The sequence below is a fragment of the Flavobacterium sp. B330r genome, from assembly GCF_056824325.1.
This window is the reverse complement of record NZ_CP124860.1, coordinates 5,353,836-5,372,122: the sequence shown is the minus strand read 5'-3', so window position 1 is coordinate 5,372,122 and position 18,287 is coordinate 5,353,836. Positions and strand designations below refer to the sequence as shown.

The following is an 18,287-nucleotide window of genomic DNA, read 5'->3' as shown; positions in this document are numbered from 1 at the left end:
TTATGGATAAAAAGAGAAAATATTTTGGTTTACTGTTTGTAATTATGGGGCTGCTTTTTTCATTTATGAATGCAAGAGCTCAAGAAACGACAATTGTTATATCTAAAGACTTGAAGTGGTCTGAAAGAATGGCTCTTTCTATTATGAAGCGTGACCCAAAAGCTTGGCAGATTGATAATAACGAAAAACCAAAATGGGATTATAAGCTTGGTCTTATTATGACTGCTTTTGAGAATCTGTACAATAAAACACAAAATCCAGTTTATTTCAATTACGTTAAAGAGTACTACGAGACAGTTATAAACAATTCTGGCGATATTCTAAATTATAAACTAGAAGATTACAATATTGATTATATAAATGCTGGAAAAGGACTTTTTGAAATTTATAAACAAACCAAAGATGATCGTTATCTTAAAGCGTTACAGCTTTTAAGAAAACAATTGGAAACGCATCCGAGAACAAATTCAGGTGGTTTTTGGCATAAGAAAATTTATCCAAATCAGATGTGGCTGGATGGATTGTATATGGGAACTCCTTTTTATGCACAATATACAGCTGAGTTTGAGCAAAGAAAAAGTTTTGATGATATTGTAAAACAGTTTGAGCAGATTCACCAGCATACTTTAGATCCAAAAACGGGTCTTCTTTTTCATGCTTGGGATGAAAGTAAAAAAATGGATTGGGCGAATAAAGAAACCGGAACATCTCCCAATTTTTGGTCTCGATCTATAGGCTGGTACATGATGGCTTTGGTTGATGTTTTAGATTTTATGCCGAAAGAACATCCGAAAAGAAAAGAACTGATTGAGTATTTGAATGAGATTTCGAAAGCTGTTGCAAAATATCAAGATAAATCAGGATTATGGTATCAAGTTACAGATGCTGGAAATAGAAAAGGAAATTACCTTGAAGCATCTGGTTCTGAAATGTTTGTTTATGCATTTGCAAAAGGAGTAAAAAAAGGGTATTTACCAAAAAGCTATAAAAAGTTGGCAGAAAAAGGATTCGACGGAATTACAAAAAAACTCGTTACAGTAGATCCAGACGGAGAAATACATATTACTCAAGTTTGTGCCAGTGCAGGGTTAGGTGGAAATCCTTATCGAGATGGTTCTTACGAATATTATATAAGCGAAAAAATAAAAGTAGATAATTCGCATGGATTAGGTCCTTTTATTTTAGCGGCAGTTGAATTAGAAAAATAGTAGAATTTAAATAAATTTTGAAATGAAAAATAGTAGAAAGCAAAGTTATTTTATGTCGATTTTGATGGCTTGTTTTATGACCATTACAAGTTGTAAAGTAACATCGCAGGAACCAGCAAAAGAGATTGTGATTGGGAAAAATGCAAAATGGTCTGATAAAATGGCCTTGACATTGATGAAACGCCATCCAGAGGCATACATGATCGACGACGCTAAAAAACCAAAGTGGGATTACGTTCACGCTTTAGTATTGCATTCAATTGAAGAATTATACAAAAAAAATCCAGACCCTAGATACAAAGCTTATATAAAAGGGTATGTGGATAATTTGGTGCAACCTGACGGAAACATTAATACATACGAATTTGATAAATTCAATATTGACTTAGTATTGCCAGGACGTTTGCTTTTTGATGTTTATGCCTATACAAAAGAAGATAAATATTTAAAAGCATTGCAACTAATTCGCAAACAGCTTACAGAACAGCCAAGAACACAAAGCGGAGGATTCTGGCACAAACAAATTTATCCAAATCAAATGTGGTTGGATGGTTTGTACATGGGAGAGCCATTCTACGCAGAATACACAGCTAAATTCGAAAACGGAAAAAGCTTTGATGATATCGCGAAACAATTCGAATTGATTCAGCTTAAAGCAACAGATCCAAAAACGGGATTATTATACCACGGATGGGACGAAAGCAAACAAATGCCTTGGGCAAATAAAGAAACAGGAAACTCTCCAAACTTCTGGTCTAGATCTTTGGGCTGGTATGTAATGGCTTTGGTTGATGTTTTAGATTACATGCCAAAAGATCATCCAAAAAGAAAAGAGTTGATTCAGTATTTAAACAATGTTTCTGAGGCTTTACTAAAATTCCAAGATAAATCTGGATTGTGGTATCAAGTTACAGACAAAGGCGGTGAAAAAGACAATTATTTAGAAGCTTCTGGATCTGCAATGTTTTCATATGCTTTTGCAAAAGGAGCAAACAAAGGATATTTGCCAGCTAAATTTAAAAAAGCAGCCAACAAAGCTTTTGACGGGTTAACAACTGTATTAATCAAAAAAGTAGATCAAGATGGAGGAATTACGCTAACAAACTGTTGCCAAGTGGCAGGTTTAGGCGGGAATCCATATCGTGATGGATCTTACGAATATTACGTAAACGAAAGAAAAAAAGACAATGATCCTAAAGCAACAGGGCCATTTATTTTGGCCGCTTTGGAATTGAACAGATAATTTTTTTAAAGTTATGAGTTTGGAGTTATGATGCTCTACTTTGTCTTGCTGAGCGAAGTCGAAGCATCGCAAAGAAATTACTCACAGAAAAAACAAGTGACAAACCCGACAGGTTTCTAAAACCTGTCGGGTTTAAATAAAAAAAACAGTTAAAAATGAAAAATATAAAAATCATCCTATTTCTTCTTTCCATTTTTTGTTTCCAGAAGAATACCGCACAAGTCTGGACGCCAGATAACGGAGACGGAACATACACCAATCCGATTATTCATGCCGATTATTCAGATCCAGATGTTGTTCGCGTAGGCGATGATTATTATATGACAGCTTCTTCTTTTAATTGTATTCCAGGGTTACCGATTTTACATTCAAAAGACTTGGTAAATTGGAAAATTATAAGCTACGCTTTAGCTAAACAGCCTCCATTTGAAACCTACAATAGCGTACAGCACGGAAACGGAGTTTGGGCGCCAAGCATCAATTATCACAACAACGAATTTTACATCTATTATCCAGATCCAGATTTCGGAATTTATATGATAAAAGCTAAAAAAGCACAAGGGCCTTGGTCTGAGCCACTTTTAGTTAAAGCGGGAGTTGGATTGATTGATCCGAGTCCGCTTTGGGACAATGATGGCAAAGCTTATTTGGTACATGCTTTTGCAGGAAGCCGTGCTCAGATTAAAAGCTTGCTAGTCGTTTGTAACATGAATACAGACGGAACTGTAGTGAACAACGATGAAGTTATGGTTATTGACGGACACGAAAGCGAAGGCACAATTGAAGGGCCAAAATTTTACAAACGAAATGGATATTATTACATTTTTGCACCAGCAGGAGGAGTTCCAACAGGATGGCAGACTGTTTTAAGATCGAAAAATGTTTTCGGACCTTATGAAAAAAAGAAGGTTCTAGAACAAGGTTCGACCGCAATAAATGGGCCGCATCAAGGGGCTTGGGTAACGACTCAGACGGGCGAAGATTGGTTTTTTCATTTTCAAGATAAAGGCGCTTATGGCCGAATTGTGCATCTGCAGCCAATGAAATGGGTGAATGACTGGCCGGTTATGGGAGAAGATTTTGATAAAAATGGAATAGGTGAGCCCGTAACAACGTACAAGAAACCAAATGTTGGCAAAAAATATCCGATTGAAGTTCCAGCAACTTCAGATGAATTTAACGAGCCAAAATTAGGATTGCAATGGCAATGGCAGGCAAATAAACAGACCAACTTTGGTTTTCCAACTAGTTTGGGTTATTTGAATTTGTTTTGCAATACCACAACCAAAAATATTTTTAATGCTCCGAATTTACTCTTGCAAAAATTTCCAGCAGAAGAATTTACGGCGACTACAAAACTGACTTTTAATGCAAGATTAAATGGAGAAACTACTGGTTTGATCGTTATGGGGTTAGATTATAGTTATCTGAATTTCAAAAATGAGAACGGAAAATTATATCTGAATCAGAAAACAGGAACTTTTGATAAAACGGTTTCAGAGACTGAAACCAAGCCTGTATTAATTGAGCAAAATACAATTTATTTAAGAGTAAAAATTAGCAAAGGTGCGATCTGTAGTTTTTCGTATAGTTTAGACGATAAAAATTACCAAACCATAGGAAAAGATTTTACTGCTAAAGAAGGAAAATGGATTGGAGCGAAAGTCGGACTTTTTGCTTTGGGTGAGATAATTAAAAATGATTCGGGGAATGTTGCTGTTGATTGGTTCAGAGTAACAAAATAGGTTGGAAATGATACAGTTTAAAAAACAAATAATGCTTTTTTTATGCCTTTGCAGTTTTGCTGTAAATGCTCAGAATACTTATAAAAGATGGTCAGATGTTATTCGCAAGAGTGATGTCGCTTGGTTTGCAAACGCAGACGCGAAAAGAGTAGCAGAAAATGTACTGCTCTACCAAAGAGATATTGGAGGCTGGCCAAAGAATATTCAAATGCAGGATGAGCTGACCGAAAAGCAGAAAAAAGATTTGATTGCTCTTAAAAAAACAGCTGTAGAAACTACTACAGACAACGGAGCAACTTGTCAGGAAATGCTTTTTATGTCTAGAATGTATGCGCAGGTTAAAGACGAACGTTATAGAGAATCTTTCTTAAAAGGCTTAAATTATCTGCTGGAGGCTCAATATGCAAACGGAGGATGGCCTCAGTTTTATCCGTTAAAAAAAGGATATTATACGCACATTACCTACAATGATGATTCGATGGTTAATATTATGAATGTAATAAAAGCCGTTGCAGACGAAACCGATTATTACAGCATTAAACCATCAAAAGAAATTGTGGAAAAATGCAGAAAATCATTTGATAAAGGAATCGATTGTATTTTAAAAACACAATACAAGCAAAATGGTGTTTTAACCGCTTGGTGCGCGCAGCATGATGAAGTGACTTTGGCGCCAGCAAATGCAAGAGCTTTTGAATTGGCTTCGTTAAGCGGTTATGAATCAACAAAAATAGTATTGCTTTTAATGTCGATTGACAAACCGTCAAGAGAAGTTGTTACCGCTGTAAAAAGTGCGGTAGAATGGTTTCAAAAAACTAAAATTACCAATTTAGAAGAAAAAAGAGTTTTAAATGACGCCGGAAAAATTGTAGATAAAAAAATGATTCCAGCAGTAAATGCCAAACCTATCTGGGCAAGATTTATGGATTTGGAAACCAATGAACCTTTCTTTTGTGACCGTGACGGAATTAAGAAAAAATCATTGGATCAGATAGGATCAGAAAGAAGAAATGGCTATTCATGGTACTCCGATGCACCAGAGGAAGTTTTAAAAAGATTTCCAGACTGGGCAGTTAAAAACGGTACAAAAGTAGGGGCAGCCGAAAAGAAAATTGTAGATTTTATTACTGTAGCACAAGATGGTTCGGGAGATTTTACAAAAATTCAGGATGCAATTTATGCAACACCCGCTTTTCCGTATGAGAAGGTTACTATTTTTATTAAAAACGGAATCTACAACGAAAAAGTTCGAATTCCGGAATGGAATACTAATGTATTTCTGAAAGGGGAAAGTAAAGAAAATACCATTATTACTTTTGATGATAATTTTTCAAAAATAGCTTTAGGCAGAAATAGCACTTTTTATACCTACACACTTTTGGTTGAAGGGGACAATTTTGCGGCATCAAATCTAACGATTAAAAATACTTCTGGAGAGCATGGACAAGCTATTGCGTTGTCTGTTGTAGCCAACCGTGCTAAATTTATAAACTGTAATCTTTTAGGAAATCAAGATACGTTATATCTGTCTGGAAAAGATGCAAAGCAATATTTTAAGGATTGTTATATAGAAGGCACAACAGATTTTATTTTTGGAGGCGCAACAGCTTTATTTGAGAACTGTACGATTCACAGTATCAAAAGCTCTTATATCACAGCAGCTTCAACCCCCGAAGGAACTTCATTTGGTTTTGTTTTCAAAAATTGTAAACTGACTGCAAGCCCAGAGGCAAAAGAGGTATATTTAGGAAGGCCGTGGCGTATTTATGCTAAAACAGTTTTTATAAACTGCGAAATGGGAAAACAAATAAAGCCAGAGGGTTGGGAAAATTGGTCTAAACCAGAAGCTGAAAAGAAAGCTTTTTATGCCGAATACAATTGCACGGGCGAGGGTTTTCAGCCATCTAAAAGAGTGAAGTGGTCGCATCAGCTTTCAAAGAAGGAAGCAACCCAATATTCAATAGAAAACATTCTTAAGGATAAGGCGGGAGCTTGGTATTTTTAGTATTCAGTGTTCAGTATATAGCGTTCAGTTGCAGTTTCAGTATTCAGTTTCTGTTTGCACTGGAAACAGAGACTGCGACTGAAAACTAAAAAAAGACGACTAAAAGCTAAAACTAAAAACATGAATCTTAAACATCTAATCTTAGTACTCCTCACCAGCGTTTGTTTTGCACAAAACGGAGATTTTCCGTCAGCAAAAGTAGATGCTATCATAAAGAATATTCAGCTTCCAACAATACCAGCTTATCAGATAAATATTTTAAAACTGGGAGCAAAAGGTGATTCTGTTGCTGATAATAAAAAAGCTTTTGACAAAGCAATGGCGTTGTGTAAGAAGAATAACGGCGGAACTATAATTGTGCCAAAAGGAATTTATAAAATTAATGGTCCGATTCATTTTGTAAGCAATGTAAATTTGAAAATAGAAAAAGGAGCAAAGATTAAATTCAGCGACAATCCGAAAGATTATTTGCCATTGGTTTTAACAAGTTGGGAAGGTACAATGCTTTATAATTACAGTCCGTTGATTTACGCTAATAATTGCAGCAATATTGCGATTACAGGAGAAGGAACAATTGATGGAGAAGGAGGAAAGAACTGGAAAACTTTTAAAGCAAAAGAAAACGACGGTAAAAACCGAAGCCGTGACATGAATCACAACAATACGCCATTAGAGGAAAGAAAATTTGGAGAAGGCTATTTTTTACGACCACAAATGATTCAGTTTTTAAATTGTAAAAACATTTTAGTCGAAAATATCAGAATCGAAAATTCGCCGTTTTGGTGTCTGCATCTTTTAAAATCAGAAAGTATTACCATTCGCGGAATAAGTTACAAATCATTAAATCACAATAATGACGGAATCGATCCAGAATACGCAAAAGACGTTTTAATTGAAAATGTGACTTTTGACAACGGAGACGACAATGTTGCCATAAAAGCAGGAAGAGATCATGAAGGAAGAGCTAATGCAGCAACGCCTAGCGAGAATATTGTGATACGAAATTGTAATTTTAAAGGACTTCACGGAGTAGTAATTGGCAGCGAAATGTCGGCTGGAGTTCAGAATGTATTTGTAGAAAATTGCAAAACGGCAGGATATTTAAAAAGAGGCATTTATTTAAAAACCAATGCCGATCGCGGAGGCTATATCAAAAATATTTTTGTTCAAAATATCCAGTTAGACCAAGTAGAAGATTGTCTATACATTACAGCAAATTATCACGGAGAAGGAAAAGGCTATCAGTCAGAGATATCAAATGTATATTTCTCTAATATCACCTGCAACAAAGCGTCAGAATCTGGTATCGTAATTCAGGGATTTGCAGATAAAAAAATCAAGAATATCTCTTTAAAAAACATAGAAATCAAAGAAGCCAAAAATGCGCTCTCGAATGAAAACGCAGAAAACGTCTTGATGACAGATGTTTTTATAGGCAAAAGAGCAACAGTGCCTACAGCAGTTTCAAAACATTAGATTTTTAACCTCATTTTATAGCTAAGCGTTTTTTTAACGCAAAGTGCACAAAGAAAGCGCAAAGTTCGCAAAGGTTTAATAAAAAGAGGCAAAGGCTCAAAGATTTAGAGATTCAAAGCCTCAAAGGTTCAGAGATTCAAAGATTTTTCGTAGAGATGCACTGCAGTTTTGCGTTAAAAAAACACTTCGCAATAAAACCACTCAGCATTAAAAAAATAAAAGAAAATGAAAAAATATATCTTTCTAACATTACTTATCACCACAGTAAGTTTTGCCCAAAAAACCTCTTTGTATTGCATTGGAGACTCTACAATGGCAAATAAAAAAGATCCGGACAAAAATCCAGAACATGGTTGGGCTCAGGTATTGCAGCCTTTTTTCAAAGAAAATATAACAGTAATCAATAAAGCGGTAAACGGACGAAGCACGAGAAGCTTTATCAATGAAAAACGCTGGGATTCTGTTTATAACAAACTTAAAAAAGGAGATTATGTTTTTATAGAATTCGGACATAATGATCAGAAAATTGAAGACTCAGCACGATTTACCAATCCGCATACAGCTTACAGATACAACCTGATTCGTTTTGTAAAAGAAAGTAGAGAAAAAGGTGCTATTCCGATATTATTAACTTCCATCTCAAGACGTAACTTTAACGAAAAAGGCGTTTTGGTACCTACACATGGCGATTATCCTTTAGAAACCCGATTGGTCGCACAGGAATATAATGTGCCTTTTATAGATTTAGAATACTACACCGAATTATTAGAGCAATCTTACGGGCCAGAAAAATCAAAACAGCTTCATCTTCATTTCAAAGCAGGAGAAAATGCATTTTATGACACAGATAAAGCTGATGATACGCACCTTTCCTTGTTAGGAGCAAATAAAATTGCTGAAATTATAATTAACCAAATTAAGCTTTCGAAAGACGCTTCGCTAAAGAATCTTAAAAGCGGAATTAAGTAAAAACATTTTAAAATTAAGACAATGAATAGAGAGGGAAATTTGCATTTCCCTTTTTTCTTTTTGTTTCCTCTTTTGTTTTTTTAGTATTTAATATAAAAGAAGATAAAAAAAGTATAGATTAAAGATTAAAGAAATAAATCTAGCCTTATTTTAATATTATAAAAGCTTCTAAGTCTATTTAAGACTTTTTTGTTGATATACTTTTGTCTTGAATAATATACCTAAGAAGACAAAAAATATGAAAGCGGCTAATTTTTCATTAGAGTTTCAGTTAAATATTTCTGAAATTAGAAAACTTAACAAAATGTACTTTGAACACTTGTTTAAAGAGCGTTTAATCTATGTTTTTTTTGTTGTTGCATTAGTGATGCTTTTTCTTGATTTTATTAATGAAGCCGATTTTTTTCAGTGGCTGATAAGTTGTTTGGTTACACTTGTTTTTTTGGTGATCATTCAATTCTTTTTTCTGGATGCTATATCTAGAACGATTTTCTGCTTAACAAAATGGCTTATCCAGTATAACAAATTTTATAGCAGATATAAACTCACTTTTACTTATTCTGATGTTTGCGTTCGATCTCCGTTAAGAGAATTAAAACATAAATGGACAAAAATTGAAAAAGTTATTTCGACTAAAAATTTCTTATTTCTCTACGTAAAAGAAAGAAATGCTTATATCATTTCTATTTCAAAGAAAGATCACAATTGTCAAGAGATTGAAGAATTGGTTTCATTTGTTGAAAAGCATGTCATGCACGTGATAAAAGTCTAATCCATTTTTAATAATAATATCAAAAAATACCTTATTATGATTGTTTTATGGCTTATTGAAGCTAATGAATGATTGATACAGCTCTAATTTTGCTACATATTTTAGTAGCGAATCCCTCAGTTAATCGAGGAGTTTACTAGTTTTAAAAAACAAAAAGATGCAAAAGGAGCGAGTTTTAGTAGTTGATAATCAAGGTTTTTTTCTGAAAATGTTTAAAAGAAAACTTAAAGATGAGTTTGAATTTTTAGAAAAATCTTTTACTGATCAATGTGAAGGGACAATAAATCAATATGATCGAATTATTTATGTAGTCTACAGGAGAGAAGAGTTGCTTAGTTTTTTACAAGAAGAAAAAAGAGCAAATACTTTAGTTTGTTTGTTTAATAGGCAACTTTACAAGAGCTTATCTTTTTTAGAAGAAATCAATAATTTGATTTTGTTTGATGAATCAAAAACTAGTCGTGAAATTTTTAAAGAAGTAAAACTCTTTTTGAAAATGAAATTAGATTTCAAAAGGGAAAAAAAGACAGTGAGGCCATCTAATCCATCACAATCAAAGTTTAATGAATATTACAAAGCAATGTATTTTTTAATGTGAAGTAATTTATTTTATTTTTTATATTTTTTTCGATCATATTATTTGATAGTAATGTGTTTAAATTGCAGGGTAATTGTTGTTCGTTATCCTGCTTTTTATTTATATTAATTTTCATTTTTTTTAGAAGTTTTTGATTTTTAAGTGTTATTATAACAATTAAAAATCTTAAATTGTTCTGAAAAAATAAAGAATAAAGAAAGAATGAAAAAAAGAGTATTATTTTATCTTCCAATTACTTTAGTTACAGTATTATTAGCGAGTTGCAAAGTTTCTCAAAATGTATCAGAAAAAACAATTGTTTTAAAAAACAGTAGTTCTCTAGCGCTCTCGCAAAAAGCAATTTCTATAAAAAGAGAGAATATTGGAGAAAGCAATGTAAAAGGAGCTTTCCCTATTTTAGTTTCAAAAACAGATACCATTCCAGCGCAGACAAACGATTTGAATGGCGATGGAAAATGGGATGAACTTTTCTTTACAACTGATTTTTCACCAAACGAAGAAAAAATCATTCAGTTAAAATGGTCTGATATAGATCCGAGGTTTACAATAAAAACCAGTGCACGTTTTGGAAAAAGAGAAGGGAAAGATCTTCCTGTTCATCCAGATACACAAGAGGTTTTAATGGCAAATCAGGTTCATAAAAAATTAGGTTATCAAAAATACCAAACAGACGGACCGACTTGGGAGAATGACAAAGTTGGTTTTAGACATTATCTAGATGGAAGAAATTCTAAAGATGTATTTGGGAAAAAGCTTCCAGGAATAACTCCCGAAAACGTTGGTATAAACAGCAAAGGCGCAGTTGAAGATAATTATCATGTGATGTACGATTGGGGAAGAGATATTTTTCCTGTTGGGAATTCTGTTGGTTTAGGCGGTTATGCATTGCTGATTGATAATAAAATAAACCGACTTGGAATTTTAGGCAATGACACCATAAATAATGTAGAAAAGACAACTTTTAAAATTGTAGCAGAAGGACCGGTAAATTCTGTTTTAAGCTACCATTATCAAAACTGGAAAGCCTCTGGAAATCTTTATCAAGTACAGGAAACAACTTCTATTTGGCCTGGAATGTATGGTTATAAAAATACTGTTTCAATAGATGGCATTAAAGGCAAAGAAACATTTTTGGCTGCAATTTCTAATTTGAATAATAAAAATCCGCTACAGGTTATAGAAGCTGGAGATTGGATATGTCTAATTCAGCACGATTATTTGACTTATGAACGCCAATGGATTTTGGGAACAGCGATTTTAGTTCCTGCAAATATTTATCAAGGTTATATTGAAGCTCCTAAAACAGGACAGCTGACGGATTCGTATTTGGCAAAATTAAAAGTTGATAATAAAAAAGAGATCAGTTATTATGCGATTGCAGCTTGGGAACTGAGCGCCGATAAAGGTTTTAATGATTCTGCATTTTTTACTAATTATGTGACCAATTTGGCCAAACAGCTTTCGGCTAAAATAAAAGTCGAAGTAAAGTAATTTGAAACGATAGGGCGTTGTACAAATGAGAGAGTTTTTTATTGTTTTAGCTTTTATAAGCGGATTGAATTTTTCTTTCTCGCAACAGGTAACTGATGTTTTTCCTGATGGCACTTCCATCAGCAGCTGGTTTAAAAACGATCAGAAATTGCAATTAGCGGATTTAGAAAAACAATATCGTATAACAGATTTTGGAGCTAAAAAAGACAGTACAATACTCCAAACGCAAGCCATTCAGGCAATAATTGACCTTGCATCGGCAAATGGTGGCGGTGTAATTGTAGTACCGAAAGGTGTATTTTTGAGTGGCGCTTTATTCTTTAAACCTAAAACAGCTTTATATTTAGCCAAAGGAGCAGTTCTAAAAGGTTCAGATAATATTATTGATTATCCAATTATGGCTTCAAGAATGGAAGGACAAAATCTGGATTATTTTCCCGCCTTGGTCAATGCTTATGGGGTAGATCATTTTTCTATTTCGGGAGAAGGAACAATAGACGGAAATGGAAAAAAGTTTTGGGAAGCTTTCTGGAAAAAACGTGGTGAGAATCCTGATTGCACGAATCTTGAAGTCTCTAGGCCAAGATTAATTTTTGTATGGAATTCAAAAAATGTTCAGTTTCAGGATGTAAAATTGATTAATTCAGGTTTTTGGACGAATCACTTTTATAAATGTAATAATGTAAAACTGCTGAATCTTTACATCTTTTCGCCCCATATTGAAATTAAAGCGCCAAGTACCGATGCCATTGATCTTGATGTCTGCGAAAATGTTTTGATAAAAAACTGCTATATGTCTGTAAATGATGATGCCATTGCCTTGAAAGGAGGGAAAGGACCTTACGCAGATAAAGATCCAAATAACGGCCCTAATAAAAACATCATAATTGAGGATTGTACATTTGGATTTTGCCATTCGGCTTTAACCAATGGAAGTGAAGCGATTCATAATCGAAATGTAATTTTTAGAAATAGCCAAATAAAAGGTGCTTCTAGAATGTTGTGGCTAAAAATGAGACCAGACACGCCACAGCGATACGAATATATTTTAGTCGAAAACATTCAAGGCGAAGCAGAAACTGGACTTGCCATTTTTGCTTGGCGACAGTTTTATGATTTGAAAAACCGTCAGGATATTCCTTTATCTTATGGCGATCAGATTACTTTAAAAAATATCAATCTTAAATGCACAAATTTTTATGGGGTGGAAAAAGATCCCAATGTGAGATTGAGTAATTTTAGATTTGAAAATCTAAATATAGAGTCTGTAAAAACTAAGATGGATAAAAGCATTATAGACGGACTTGTTTTAAAGAATGTTTACCTAAACAAGACTCTTATTGAGTAAAATTTTCCTTTTTTGAGGAATTTTTCCGCTCAAAAATTAACAAATAGAAGAGGTATAAGCCATCTTTTTGGATGAAACTAGTTTTAATTTGATACTTTCTGCAGCGTATTAAAACAGTTGTTGTAAAAACACTTTCAAAGTAAGTGGTTGATTGCTAATGTATTGTATTTGCTGGTTTTTAATAAAGAACAGAAGTCAATTTATTGTAAAGGAAATGAATGAAAAACTGCATTAAATTTAACAGCAAAATTGTTGTAACTATCACACAAACTTTTATTTTTGTGGCTTAATTTAACAATATATAAGCATGAAAGATTTATTAGTAAAAATCAACGCCGAAATTGAAACATTCAAAGCTGAAGCTGAATCTTTGACTGAAAAAGGAATTAAAGCTGCTGGACCAAGAGCACGTAAATCAACTTTAGAAATTGAAAAACTTTTAAAAGAGTTTAGAAAAGTTTCTATCGAAGAATCAAAAAAATAATACAACTAAAACCTCGTCAATCGACGAGGTTTTTTTATGGGTTAAAGTTGTTGGGAGTAAAGAGTAAAGAATAAAGAGTAAAGAGTAAAGAGTAAAGAATTAAGAATTAAGAATTAAGAATTAAGAATTAAGAATTAAGAATTAAGAATTAAGAATTTCTCTTAACGTCTAAAAAAAACTTAGAATCTTAGAACCTTAGCATCTTAGTATCTTAGAAAAAACTCATATCCATTTTAGCTTCGTCGCAATCGAGCATGCTTCAACGGTATTATTAACTTTCATTTTTTCTAAAATATTTTGTCGATGACGGCTTACGGTATTGATGCTGATAAATAGGAGAGTTGCAATCTCTTTACTTTGTTTTCCTGCCTGAAGCATTTTAAGAATCTCTTTTTCTCGTGCAGAAAGAAAGAATTCATTTTCTTTCACATTCTGTTTTACAATATTTCCAGTTGCGGTATTTATTATTGCACCTTCATAGTGAAGAGCAAGAGAAAAATCAAAATTATAAAAACAAAGTGCCAATTCTACATCTTCGTACTGATTCGAAAAATAGAACATCTTGTGTAATAAAGATTTCCCTGCGGTTTCATCATTCATTCTTAATTTACTGATTACACAAAAGTTTCTTCGTTCCTCAGTCGGAATCGTTTTTATGAACTGAAAAAAATGAAGTTCTAAAAGATATTTTTGCAGTACATCATCTGAGTTTAATTTGCCAAAAAGCTCTTCTTCCCAAATACTCTCAATTTCTTGCACTTGATCTTCTTTGAAAATTTCAAGTTCTTGAGCAATTTTGCCCGAATAGATGTAACTTTTATTGTTGTATAAATCGCTTAAAACGGCAATGCCATTTTCTAAATCAGCAAAATTCTGTGCCATTTCCTGACACGTTTTTAAAACCTTTTTATTATTTAAGTTTCCTGAGTTTTTTTGCTCCAAAAGCTGTTTGCTCAAATCATCTTTTATGTTTTTCATAAAAATGGTTATTTATAAGTATTGTCTTATGATTTTCTGCCGAATATATTTGTATGATTATATGGACTGAAATATAATAAAAAATGGGGTTTAAAATAATTATAAAATTCTTAATCATTTTACTTGACTTATTATCAAGTTGTTTGAGGTAAACATATTGCTCAAAAGGCTTTGTGTGAAAGTTGAGTGGATTGATTAATTAATGCTTAATAAATCAAAATCATGAAAAATCTTCTTTTAATCTTTTTTTTTATAAGTATAATTGCTGTTCAAGCACAAAATTCCACCATAAAAAGGCTTGACGGAAGTACAATTTCAACCGATAGTTTGACCGCCACTATTGAAAACCTTATGAGCAAAGCCGATGTGAAAGGATTAGCTATAGCTGTTTTTAATGCTAAAAAGCCTGTTTACATGAAGACTTTTGGCTTTAGTAATGTCGAAACCAAAAAGAAGTTAGAGCTGCAGACCAATCTTTATGGAGCTTCTTTGAGCAAAGCGGTTTTTGCTGTTTTGGTTATGAAACTAGCAGAAGAAGGAGTCATAACCTTAGACAAACCACTTCAGGATTATCTTCCGAAACCAATTTATGAATATGATTTTAAAGTATGGCACGAAGATTTTACAGAATTAAAATCATATCCAGAATATAAAAAAATAACTGCTAGAATGTGTCTCGATCATACTTCTGGCTTGCCGAACTGGCGTTGGTTTGAATCTGATGAAAAGCTCAAAGTTAAGTTTGAGCCAGGAACTAGATACAGTTATTCGGGTGAAGGGCTTACGTATCTTCAGGTCGTTTTGGAAAAAATTACTGGAAAAACCTTAGAAGAAATGGCTCAGCAAAGGATATTCAAACCTCTGGGAATGTCAAATTCAAGTTATAAATGGCAAGAAAAATTCGAAAAAGATTATGCTTTAGGATATGATAATGATGGAAAGATTCAGGAAAAAGACAAAGACAATGCACCGAGAGGAGCAGGAACGCTAGAAACTACGATAGAAGATTATAGCAAGTTTATAACGGCAATTTTGAATAAAAAAATATTGAATGCTAAATCATACAAAGAAATGTTTAGTCCGCAGATTCGCATTCGTTCTAAAAATCAGTTCGGACCAGGAGCATTAGAAGATGGAAACTGGAATGACCAAACAGAGCTTTCATACGGTTTAGGCTGGGGATTAGTAAAAAGCCCTTATGGTTATGGCGCTTTTAAAGAAGGGCAAGGTTCAGGTTTCCAACACTATGGAATTGTTTTTCAAGACAAAGGAACTGCAATGGTCATCATGTCGAACAGTTATCCAACAGGAAAAATAATTAAGTATTTACTGGAAACAGGAATAAAAGACACCTATACACCATGGGAATGGGATCAATATATTCCATATGATAAAAAATGAGGTGCTGAGGTTCTAAGATGCTAAGCTTCTAAGACGCTAAGAAAAAAAACTGAGAATCTTAGTATCTTAGAAGCTTAGCATCTTAGATTAGATCGAATTTCTATCAATAAAATTAAAAGGCACTTTTACCTGACCTTTTTCTTTATTCAAAATCATTCTTGCGGCGGTTTCTCCCATTACATTAAAATCTGTTGACATTACAGTAATGCCAAGCAAATCTTTTAAAGGAGTATCGTTGTATGAAATGATCCCAATATCTTTTCCTAGAACAAACTCTTCATCGCGAATCTGTTTCACTAAATTTACCAGATCAGATTCTTCAATAGTGATAAATAAATCTCCTTTTTTAAGAATCATATCATCGTAAACTTCACTCAGAATTTCAAAATTGATTTCGTGTTCCACACAGAATTTTCTAAATCCGTGCAAAATTCTTCGCGGATAAGGATAAACCGCTTTGTCTGGATATACTAGAATTAAACGTTTGTATTTTGATATTTTAGAAAGACCTTCTTTTAAGGCATTATAAATGTCATTTTCAAAATCCTGGTAAATCTTAATGACATCGTTACCTGTTCCTAATTTTATATTATCTAAAACTACGAGTTTTTCTTGTGGGATTTTTTTAATGGCACTTACAACATCATCAGTAAAGCTCAAATGTTTTAATTCATCTGTTTTAAAGTGCGTTGTAATAACATAATAATCGTAAGCACCTTCAAACTTATCTAAAATATTTAAGAATAAAGTCTCGTCACAGTGATAAATCTGTAGATCAACATGTGCATTTGCGCCCAAAGTATCAATAAATGAGCTGTAGGTTTTCATTTTATACGAACTCAATTTATTAGTCAGAAATAAAATATTGACCTTAGATTCCAATTTTGTTCGAGTAATGTAATAGCCTTTCCCTCTAATTGAAGAAATGATTTTTCGCTCTTTTAAAATATTATAGGCTTTCTCAACAGTATCGCGAGACATATAGAATTCTTCGCTGAAACTATTTATAGAAGGAATTTTTTGATTGATTTTTAAATTTCCGTTGGCGATGTTCTGAAGAATAGAGTCAACAATTTGTTTGTATTTGGGAACTCGAGAGTCTTCGTCTATTTTAATAAGTTTAATCATGTTCATTGTGAGGAAATTTATTTCGCATTTTAGCGAAACTCATTTTAATTCTAAATAATTTTTTTAAAAATCTCTTCTTTCAAAAAGAATCTAATTCACAGAATCATTTTTGTCATAAAAAAGAGAATTCGTCAAGGCTTGTAATCTTTTTTTTATGATTTCTAAATTTTGATCTTAATGCAGAATCAATAATTACGAAATCGATTGCTAAAATAGCCATTTTAAATTTATTTACCCAATAATTACAAGTCGTTATTTCTAATAATCTTTAGTTTTAACAAAAAATATGAAATACGTAAAGGATAGTACAGGACAGTTTTGTTTTTGACATTCTCTTATTTTACAAAACCAAATCACTATCTAACAAACCAAAAACTAAAAATTATTAAATGGAATCATTATTAGGAATCATTTTTCATTCTATCGGAGGATTTTCTTCAGGTAGTTTTTATATGCCTTTTAAAAAAGTAAAAGACTGGGCTTGGGAAAGCTATTGGCTTGTAGGAGGATTTTTCTCTTGGCTGATCGTGCCGCCAATTGCAGCGTACTTAACGATTCCAAATTTTACAGAAATTATTGCAGCAGCTTCTCCATCCATAAAAACCTTCACTTTTACAATGGGTTTAATTTGGGGAATTGGCGGTTTAACATACGGTTTAGGCGTTCGTTATTTAGGAATGTCTTTAGGAAATTCAATTACGTTAGGATTCTGCTCTGCATTTGGAGCTTTAGTGCCATCCATTTATTATGATATTGTTCCAACAGAGGGTAAGATTTCGTTTTCTCACATGCTTACTAATACTGGCGGTCAGATCGTTTTATTGGGTGTGGTTGTATATCTAATCGGAATCGCCATTTCTGGAAAAGCAGGAATGCTGAAAGAGAAAGATTTTGCAACAGGTCACGAAGATAAAGACAAAGATTTCAACTTAGTAAAAGGTTTGATTGTAGCCGTGATTTCTGGAATTTTGAGTTCCTTCTTTAATTACGGAATCGAAGCTGGAAAATCTATGGCAGAACATGCTGTAGTAAATGGTGCAAATCCGTTATTTCAAAACAACGTGACTTATGTTGTTTTGCTTTGGGGAGGATTAACATCCAATTTTATCTGGTGTCTTTATTTAAATTTTAAAAACAAATCAATTAAAAATTACACCGATAAATCTACTCCAATAACTAAAAATGTCTTGTTTTCTGCTCTTGCTGGAACCATGTGGTTTTTACAGTTTTTCTTTTACGGAATGGGAGAAAGCAAACTTGGAAATGGTGCCAGTTCATGGATTCTGCATATGGCAACCATCATTTTAACAGCAAATTTTTGGGGATTTTATTTGAAAGAATGGAAAGGAGTTTCTAGAAAAACTTTGAGAACTTTTTTCTGGGGAATCGGACTTATTATGCTTGCAATCGTTTTGGTAGGAATTGGTAACTCATTATAAAT

The 18,287-nt window shown here is 33.1% G+C and carries 15 protein-coding genes; 13 read left to right on the top strand and 2 right to left on the bottom strand.

Features of this window, described 5'->3' with window-relative positions:
- Positions 1-2: 2 nt before the first annotated feature.
- The 11 genes from QLQ95_RS23530 to QLQ95_RS23480 all read left to right on the top strand — a co-directional run bounded on the left by QLQ95_RS23530 (position 3) and on the right by QLQ95_RS23480 (position 13,339).
- Positions 3-1,208 (top strand): glycoside hydrolase family 88/105 protein, encoded by a 1,206-nt coding sequence (locus QLQ95_RS23530; RefSeq protein WP_482501945.1) that lies wholly within the window; start codon positions 3-5, stop codon positions 1,206-1,208.
- Between the two features lie 22 nt (positions 1,209-1,230).
- Positions 1,231-2,451: a glycoside hydrolase family 88/105 protein gene (locus QLQ95_RS23525; protein WP_320493738.1), complete on the top strand. Its 1,221-nt coding sequence runs from the start codon at positions 1,231-1,233 to the stop codon at positions 2,449-2,451.
- A gap of 155 nt (positions 2,452-2,606) precedes the next feature.
- On the top strand, positions 2,607-4,196 hold the full coding sequence (locus QLQ95_RS23520; protein WP_095930784.1) for a glycoside hydrolase family 43 protein: 1,590 nt from the start codon (positions 2,607-2,609) through the stop codon (positions 4,194-4,196).
- 7 nt (positions 4,197-4,203) lie between these two features.
- Positions 4,204-6,201: a pectate lyase gene (pelA, locus tag QLQ95_RS23515; RefSeq protein ID WP_482501944.1), complete on the top strand. Its 1,998-nt coding sequence runs from the start codon at positions 4,204-4,206 to the stop codon at positions 6,199-6,201.
- A 120-nt stretch (positions 6,202-6,321) separates the two neighbouring features.
- A complete protein-coding gene (locus QLQ95_RS23510) occupies positions 6,322-7,677 on the top strand; it encodes a glycoside hydrolase family 28 protein (protein ID WP_482501943.1) in 1,356 nt (451 codons plus the stop codon).
- A 225-nt stretch (positions 7,678-7,902) separates the two neighbouring features.
- Positions 7,903-8,646: a rhamnogalacturonan acetylesterase gene (locus QLQ95_RS23505; RefSeq protein WP_482501942.1), complete on the top strand. Its 744-nt coding sequence runs from the start codon at positions 7,903-7,905 to the stop codon at positions 8,644-8,646.
- Positions 8,647-8,884: 238 nt separating this feature from the next.
- On the top strand, positions 8,885-9,418 hold the full coding sequence (locus QLQ95_RS23500) for a YcxB family protein (RefSeq protein WP_482501941.1): 534 nt from the start codon (positions 8,885-8,887) through the stop codon (positions 9,416-9,418).
- Positions 9,419-9,575: 157 nt separating this feature from the next.
- The gene (locus tag QLQ95_RS23495) at positions 9,576-10,016 is read left to right on the top strand and encodes a hypothetical protein (protein WP_320493744.1); all 441 of its coding nucleotides are present in this window, start codon (positions 9,576-9,578) and stop codon (positions 10,014-10,016) included.
- A 201-nt stretch (positions 10,017-10,217) separates the two neighbouring features.
- A complete protein-coding gene (locus QLQ95_RS23490) occupies positions 10,218-11,507 on the top strand; it encodes a DUF4861 domain-containing protein (protein ID WP_482501940.1) in 1,290 nt (429 codons plus the stop codon).
- 25 nt (positions 11,508-11,532) lie between these two features.
- Entirely contained in the window at positions 11,533-12,855 is a 1,323-nt protein-coding gene (locus tag QLQ95_RS23485) for a rhamnogalacturonidase (RefSeq protein WP_482501939.1), read from the top strand.
- A gap of 307 nt (positions 12,856-13,162) precedes the next feature.
- Complete coding sequence (locus QLQ95_RS23480) at positions 13,163-13,339, top strand: histone H1 (protein ID WP_008467640.1); 177 nt, start codon at positions 13,163-13,165, stop codon at positions 13,337-13,339.
- Between the two features lie 222 nt (positions 13,340-13,561).
- Here the strand turns inward: QLQ95_RS23480 and QLQ95_RS23475 are convergent, their stop codons facing one another.
- Positions 13,562-14,317 (bottom strand): response regulator transcription factor, encoded by a 756-nt coding sequence (locus QLQ95_RS23475; RefSeq protein ID WP_095930776.1) that lies wholly within the window; start codon positions 14,315-14,317, stop codon positions 13,562-13,564.
- Between the two features lie 222 nt (positions 14,318-14,539).
- Here QLQ95_RS23475 and QLQ95_RS23470 point away from each other — a divergent pair, with 222 nt between their 5' ends.
- The gene (locus QLQ95_RS23470) at positions 14,540-15,718 is read left to right on the top strand and encodes a serine hydrolase domain-containing protein (RefSeq protein ID WP_482501938.1); all 1,179 of its coding nucleotides are present in this window, start codon (positions 14,540-14,542) and stop codon (positions 15,716-15,718) included.
- An 87-nt stretch (positions 15,719-15,805) separates the two neighbouring features.
- Here the strand turns inward: QLQ95_RS23470 and QLQ95_RS23465 are convergent, their stop codons facing one another.
- Positions 15,806-16,846, bottom strand: a complete 1,041-nt coding sequence (locus QLQ95_RS23465) for a GntR family transcriptional regulator (RefSeq protein WP_095930828.1) — start codon at positions 16,844-16,846, stop codon at positions 15,806-15,808.
- 389 nt (positions 16,847-17,235) lie between these two features.
- Here QLQ95_RS23465 and rhaT point away from each other — a divergent pair, with 389 nt between their 5' ends.
- Positions 17,236-18,285: an L-rhamnose/proton symporter RhaT gene (gene rhaT, locus QLQ95_RS23460; protein ID WP_095930774.1), complete on the top strand. Its 1,050-nt coding sequence runs from the start codon at positions 17,236-17,238 to the stop codon at positions 18,283-18,285.
- Positions 18,286-18,287 lie beyond the last annotated feature (2 nt).

Excerpts from the sequence above, each read along its gene's own strand:
- QLQ95_RS23530 (WP_482501945.1), top strand. The coding sequence starts at position 3 with ATGGATAAAAAGAGAAAATATTTTGGTTTACTGTTTGTAATTATGGGG.
- QLQ95_RS23525 (WP_320493738.1), top strand. The coding sequence starts at position 1,231 with ATGAAAAATAGTAGAAAGCAAAGTTATTTTATGTCGATTTTGATGGCT.
- QLQ95_RS23520 (WP_095930784.1), top strand. The coding sequence starts at position 2,607 with ATGAAAAATATAAAAATCATCCTATTTCTTCTTTCCATTTTTTGTTTC.
- pelA (WP_482501944.1), top strand. The coding sequence starts at position 4,204 with ATGATACAGTTTAAAAAACAAATAATGCTTTTTTTATGCCTTTGCAGT.
- QLQ95_RS23510 (WP_482501943.1), top strand. The coding sequence starts at position 6,322 with ATGAATCTTAAACATCTAATCTTAGTACTCCTCACCAGCGTTTGTTTT.
- QLQ95_RS23505 (WP_482501942.1), top strand. The coding sequence starts at position 7,903 with ATGAAAAAATATATCTTTCTAACATTACTTATCACCACAGTAAGTTTT.
- QLQ95_RS23500 (WP_482501941.1), top strand. The coding sequence starts at position 8,885 with ATGAAAGCGGCTAATTTTTCATTAGAGTTTCAGTTAAATATTTCTGAA.
- QLQ95_RS23495 (WP_320493744.1), top strand. The coding sequence starts at position 9,576 with ATGCAAAAGGAGCGAGTTTTAGTAGTTGATAATCAAGGTTTTTTTCTG.
- QLQ95_RS23490 (WP_482501940.1), top strand. The coding sequence starts at position 10,218 with ATGAAAAAAAGAGTATTATTTTATCTTCCAATTACTTTAGTTACAGTA.
- QLQ95_RS23485 (WP_482501939.1), top strand. The coding sequence starts at position 11,533 with ATGAGAGAGTTTTTTATTGTTTTAGCTTTTATAAGCGGATTGAATTTT.
- QLQ95_RS23480 (WP_008467640.1), top strand. The coding sequence starts at position 13,163 with ATGAAAGATTTATTAGTAAAAATCAACGCCGAAATTGAAACATTCAAA.
- QLQ95_RS23475 (WP_095930776.1), bottom strand. The coding sequence starts at position 14,317 with ATGAAAAACATAAAAGATGATTTGAGCAAACAGCTTTTGGAGCAAAAA.
- QLQ95_RS23470 (WP_482501938.1), top strand. The coding sequence starts at position 14,540 with ATGAAAAATCTTCTTTTAATCTTTTTTTTTATAAGTATAATTGCTGTT.
- QLQ95_RS23465 (WP_095930828.1), bottom strand. The coding sequence starts at position 16,846 with ATGATTAAACTTATTAAAATAGACGAAGACTCTCGAGTTCCCAAATAC.
- rhaT (WP_095930774.1), top strand. The coding sequence starts at position 17,236 with ATGGAATCATTATTAGGAATCATTTTTCATTCTATCGGAGGATTTTCT.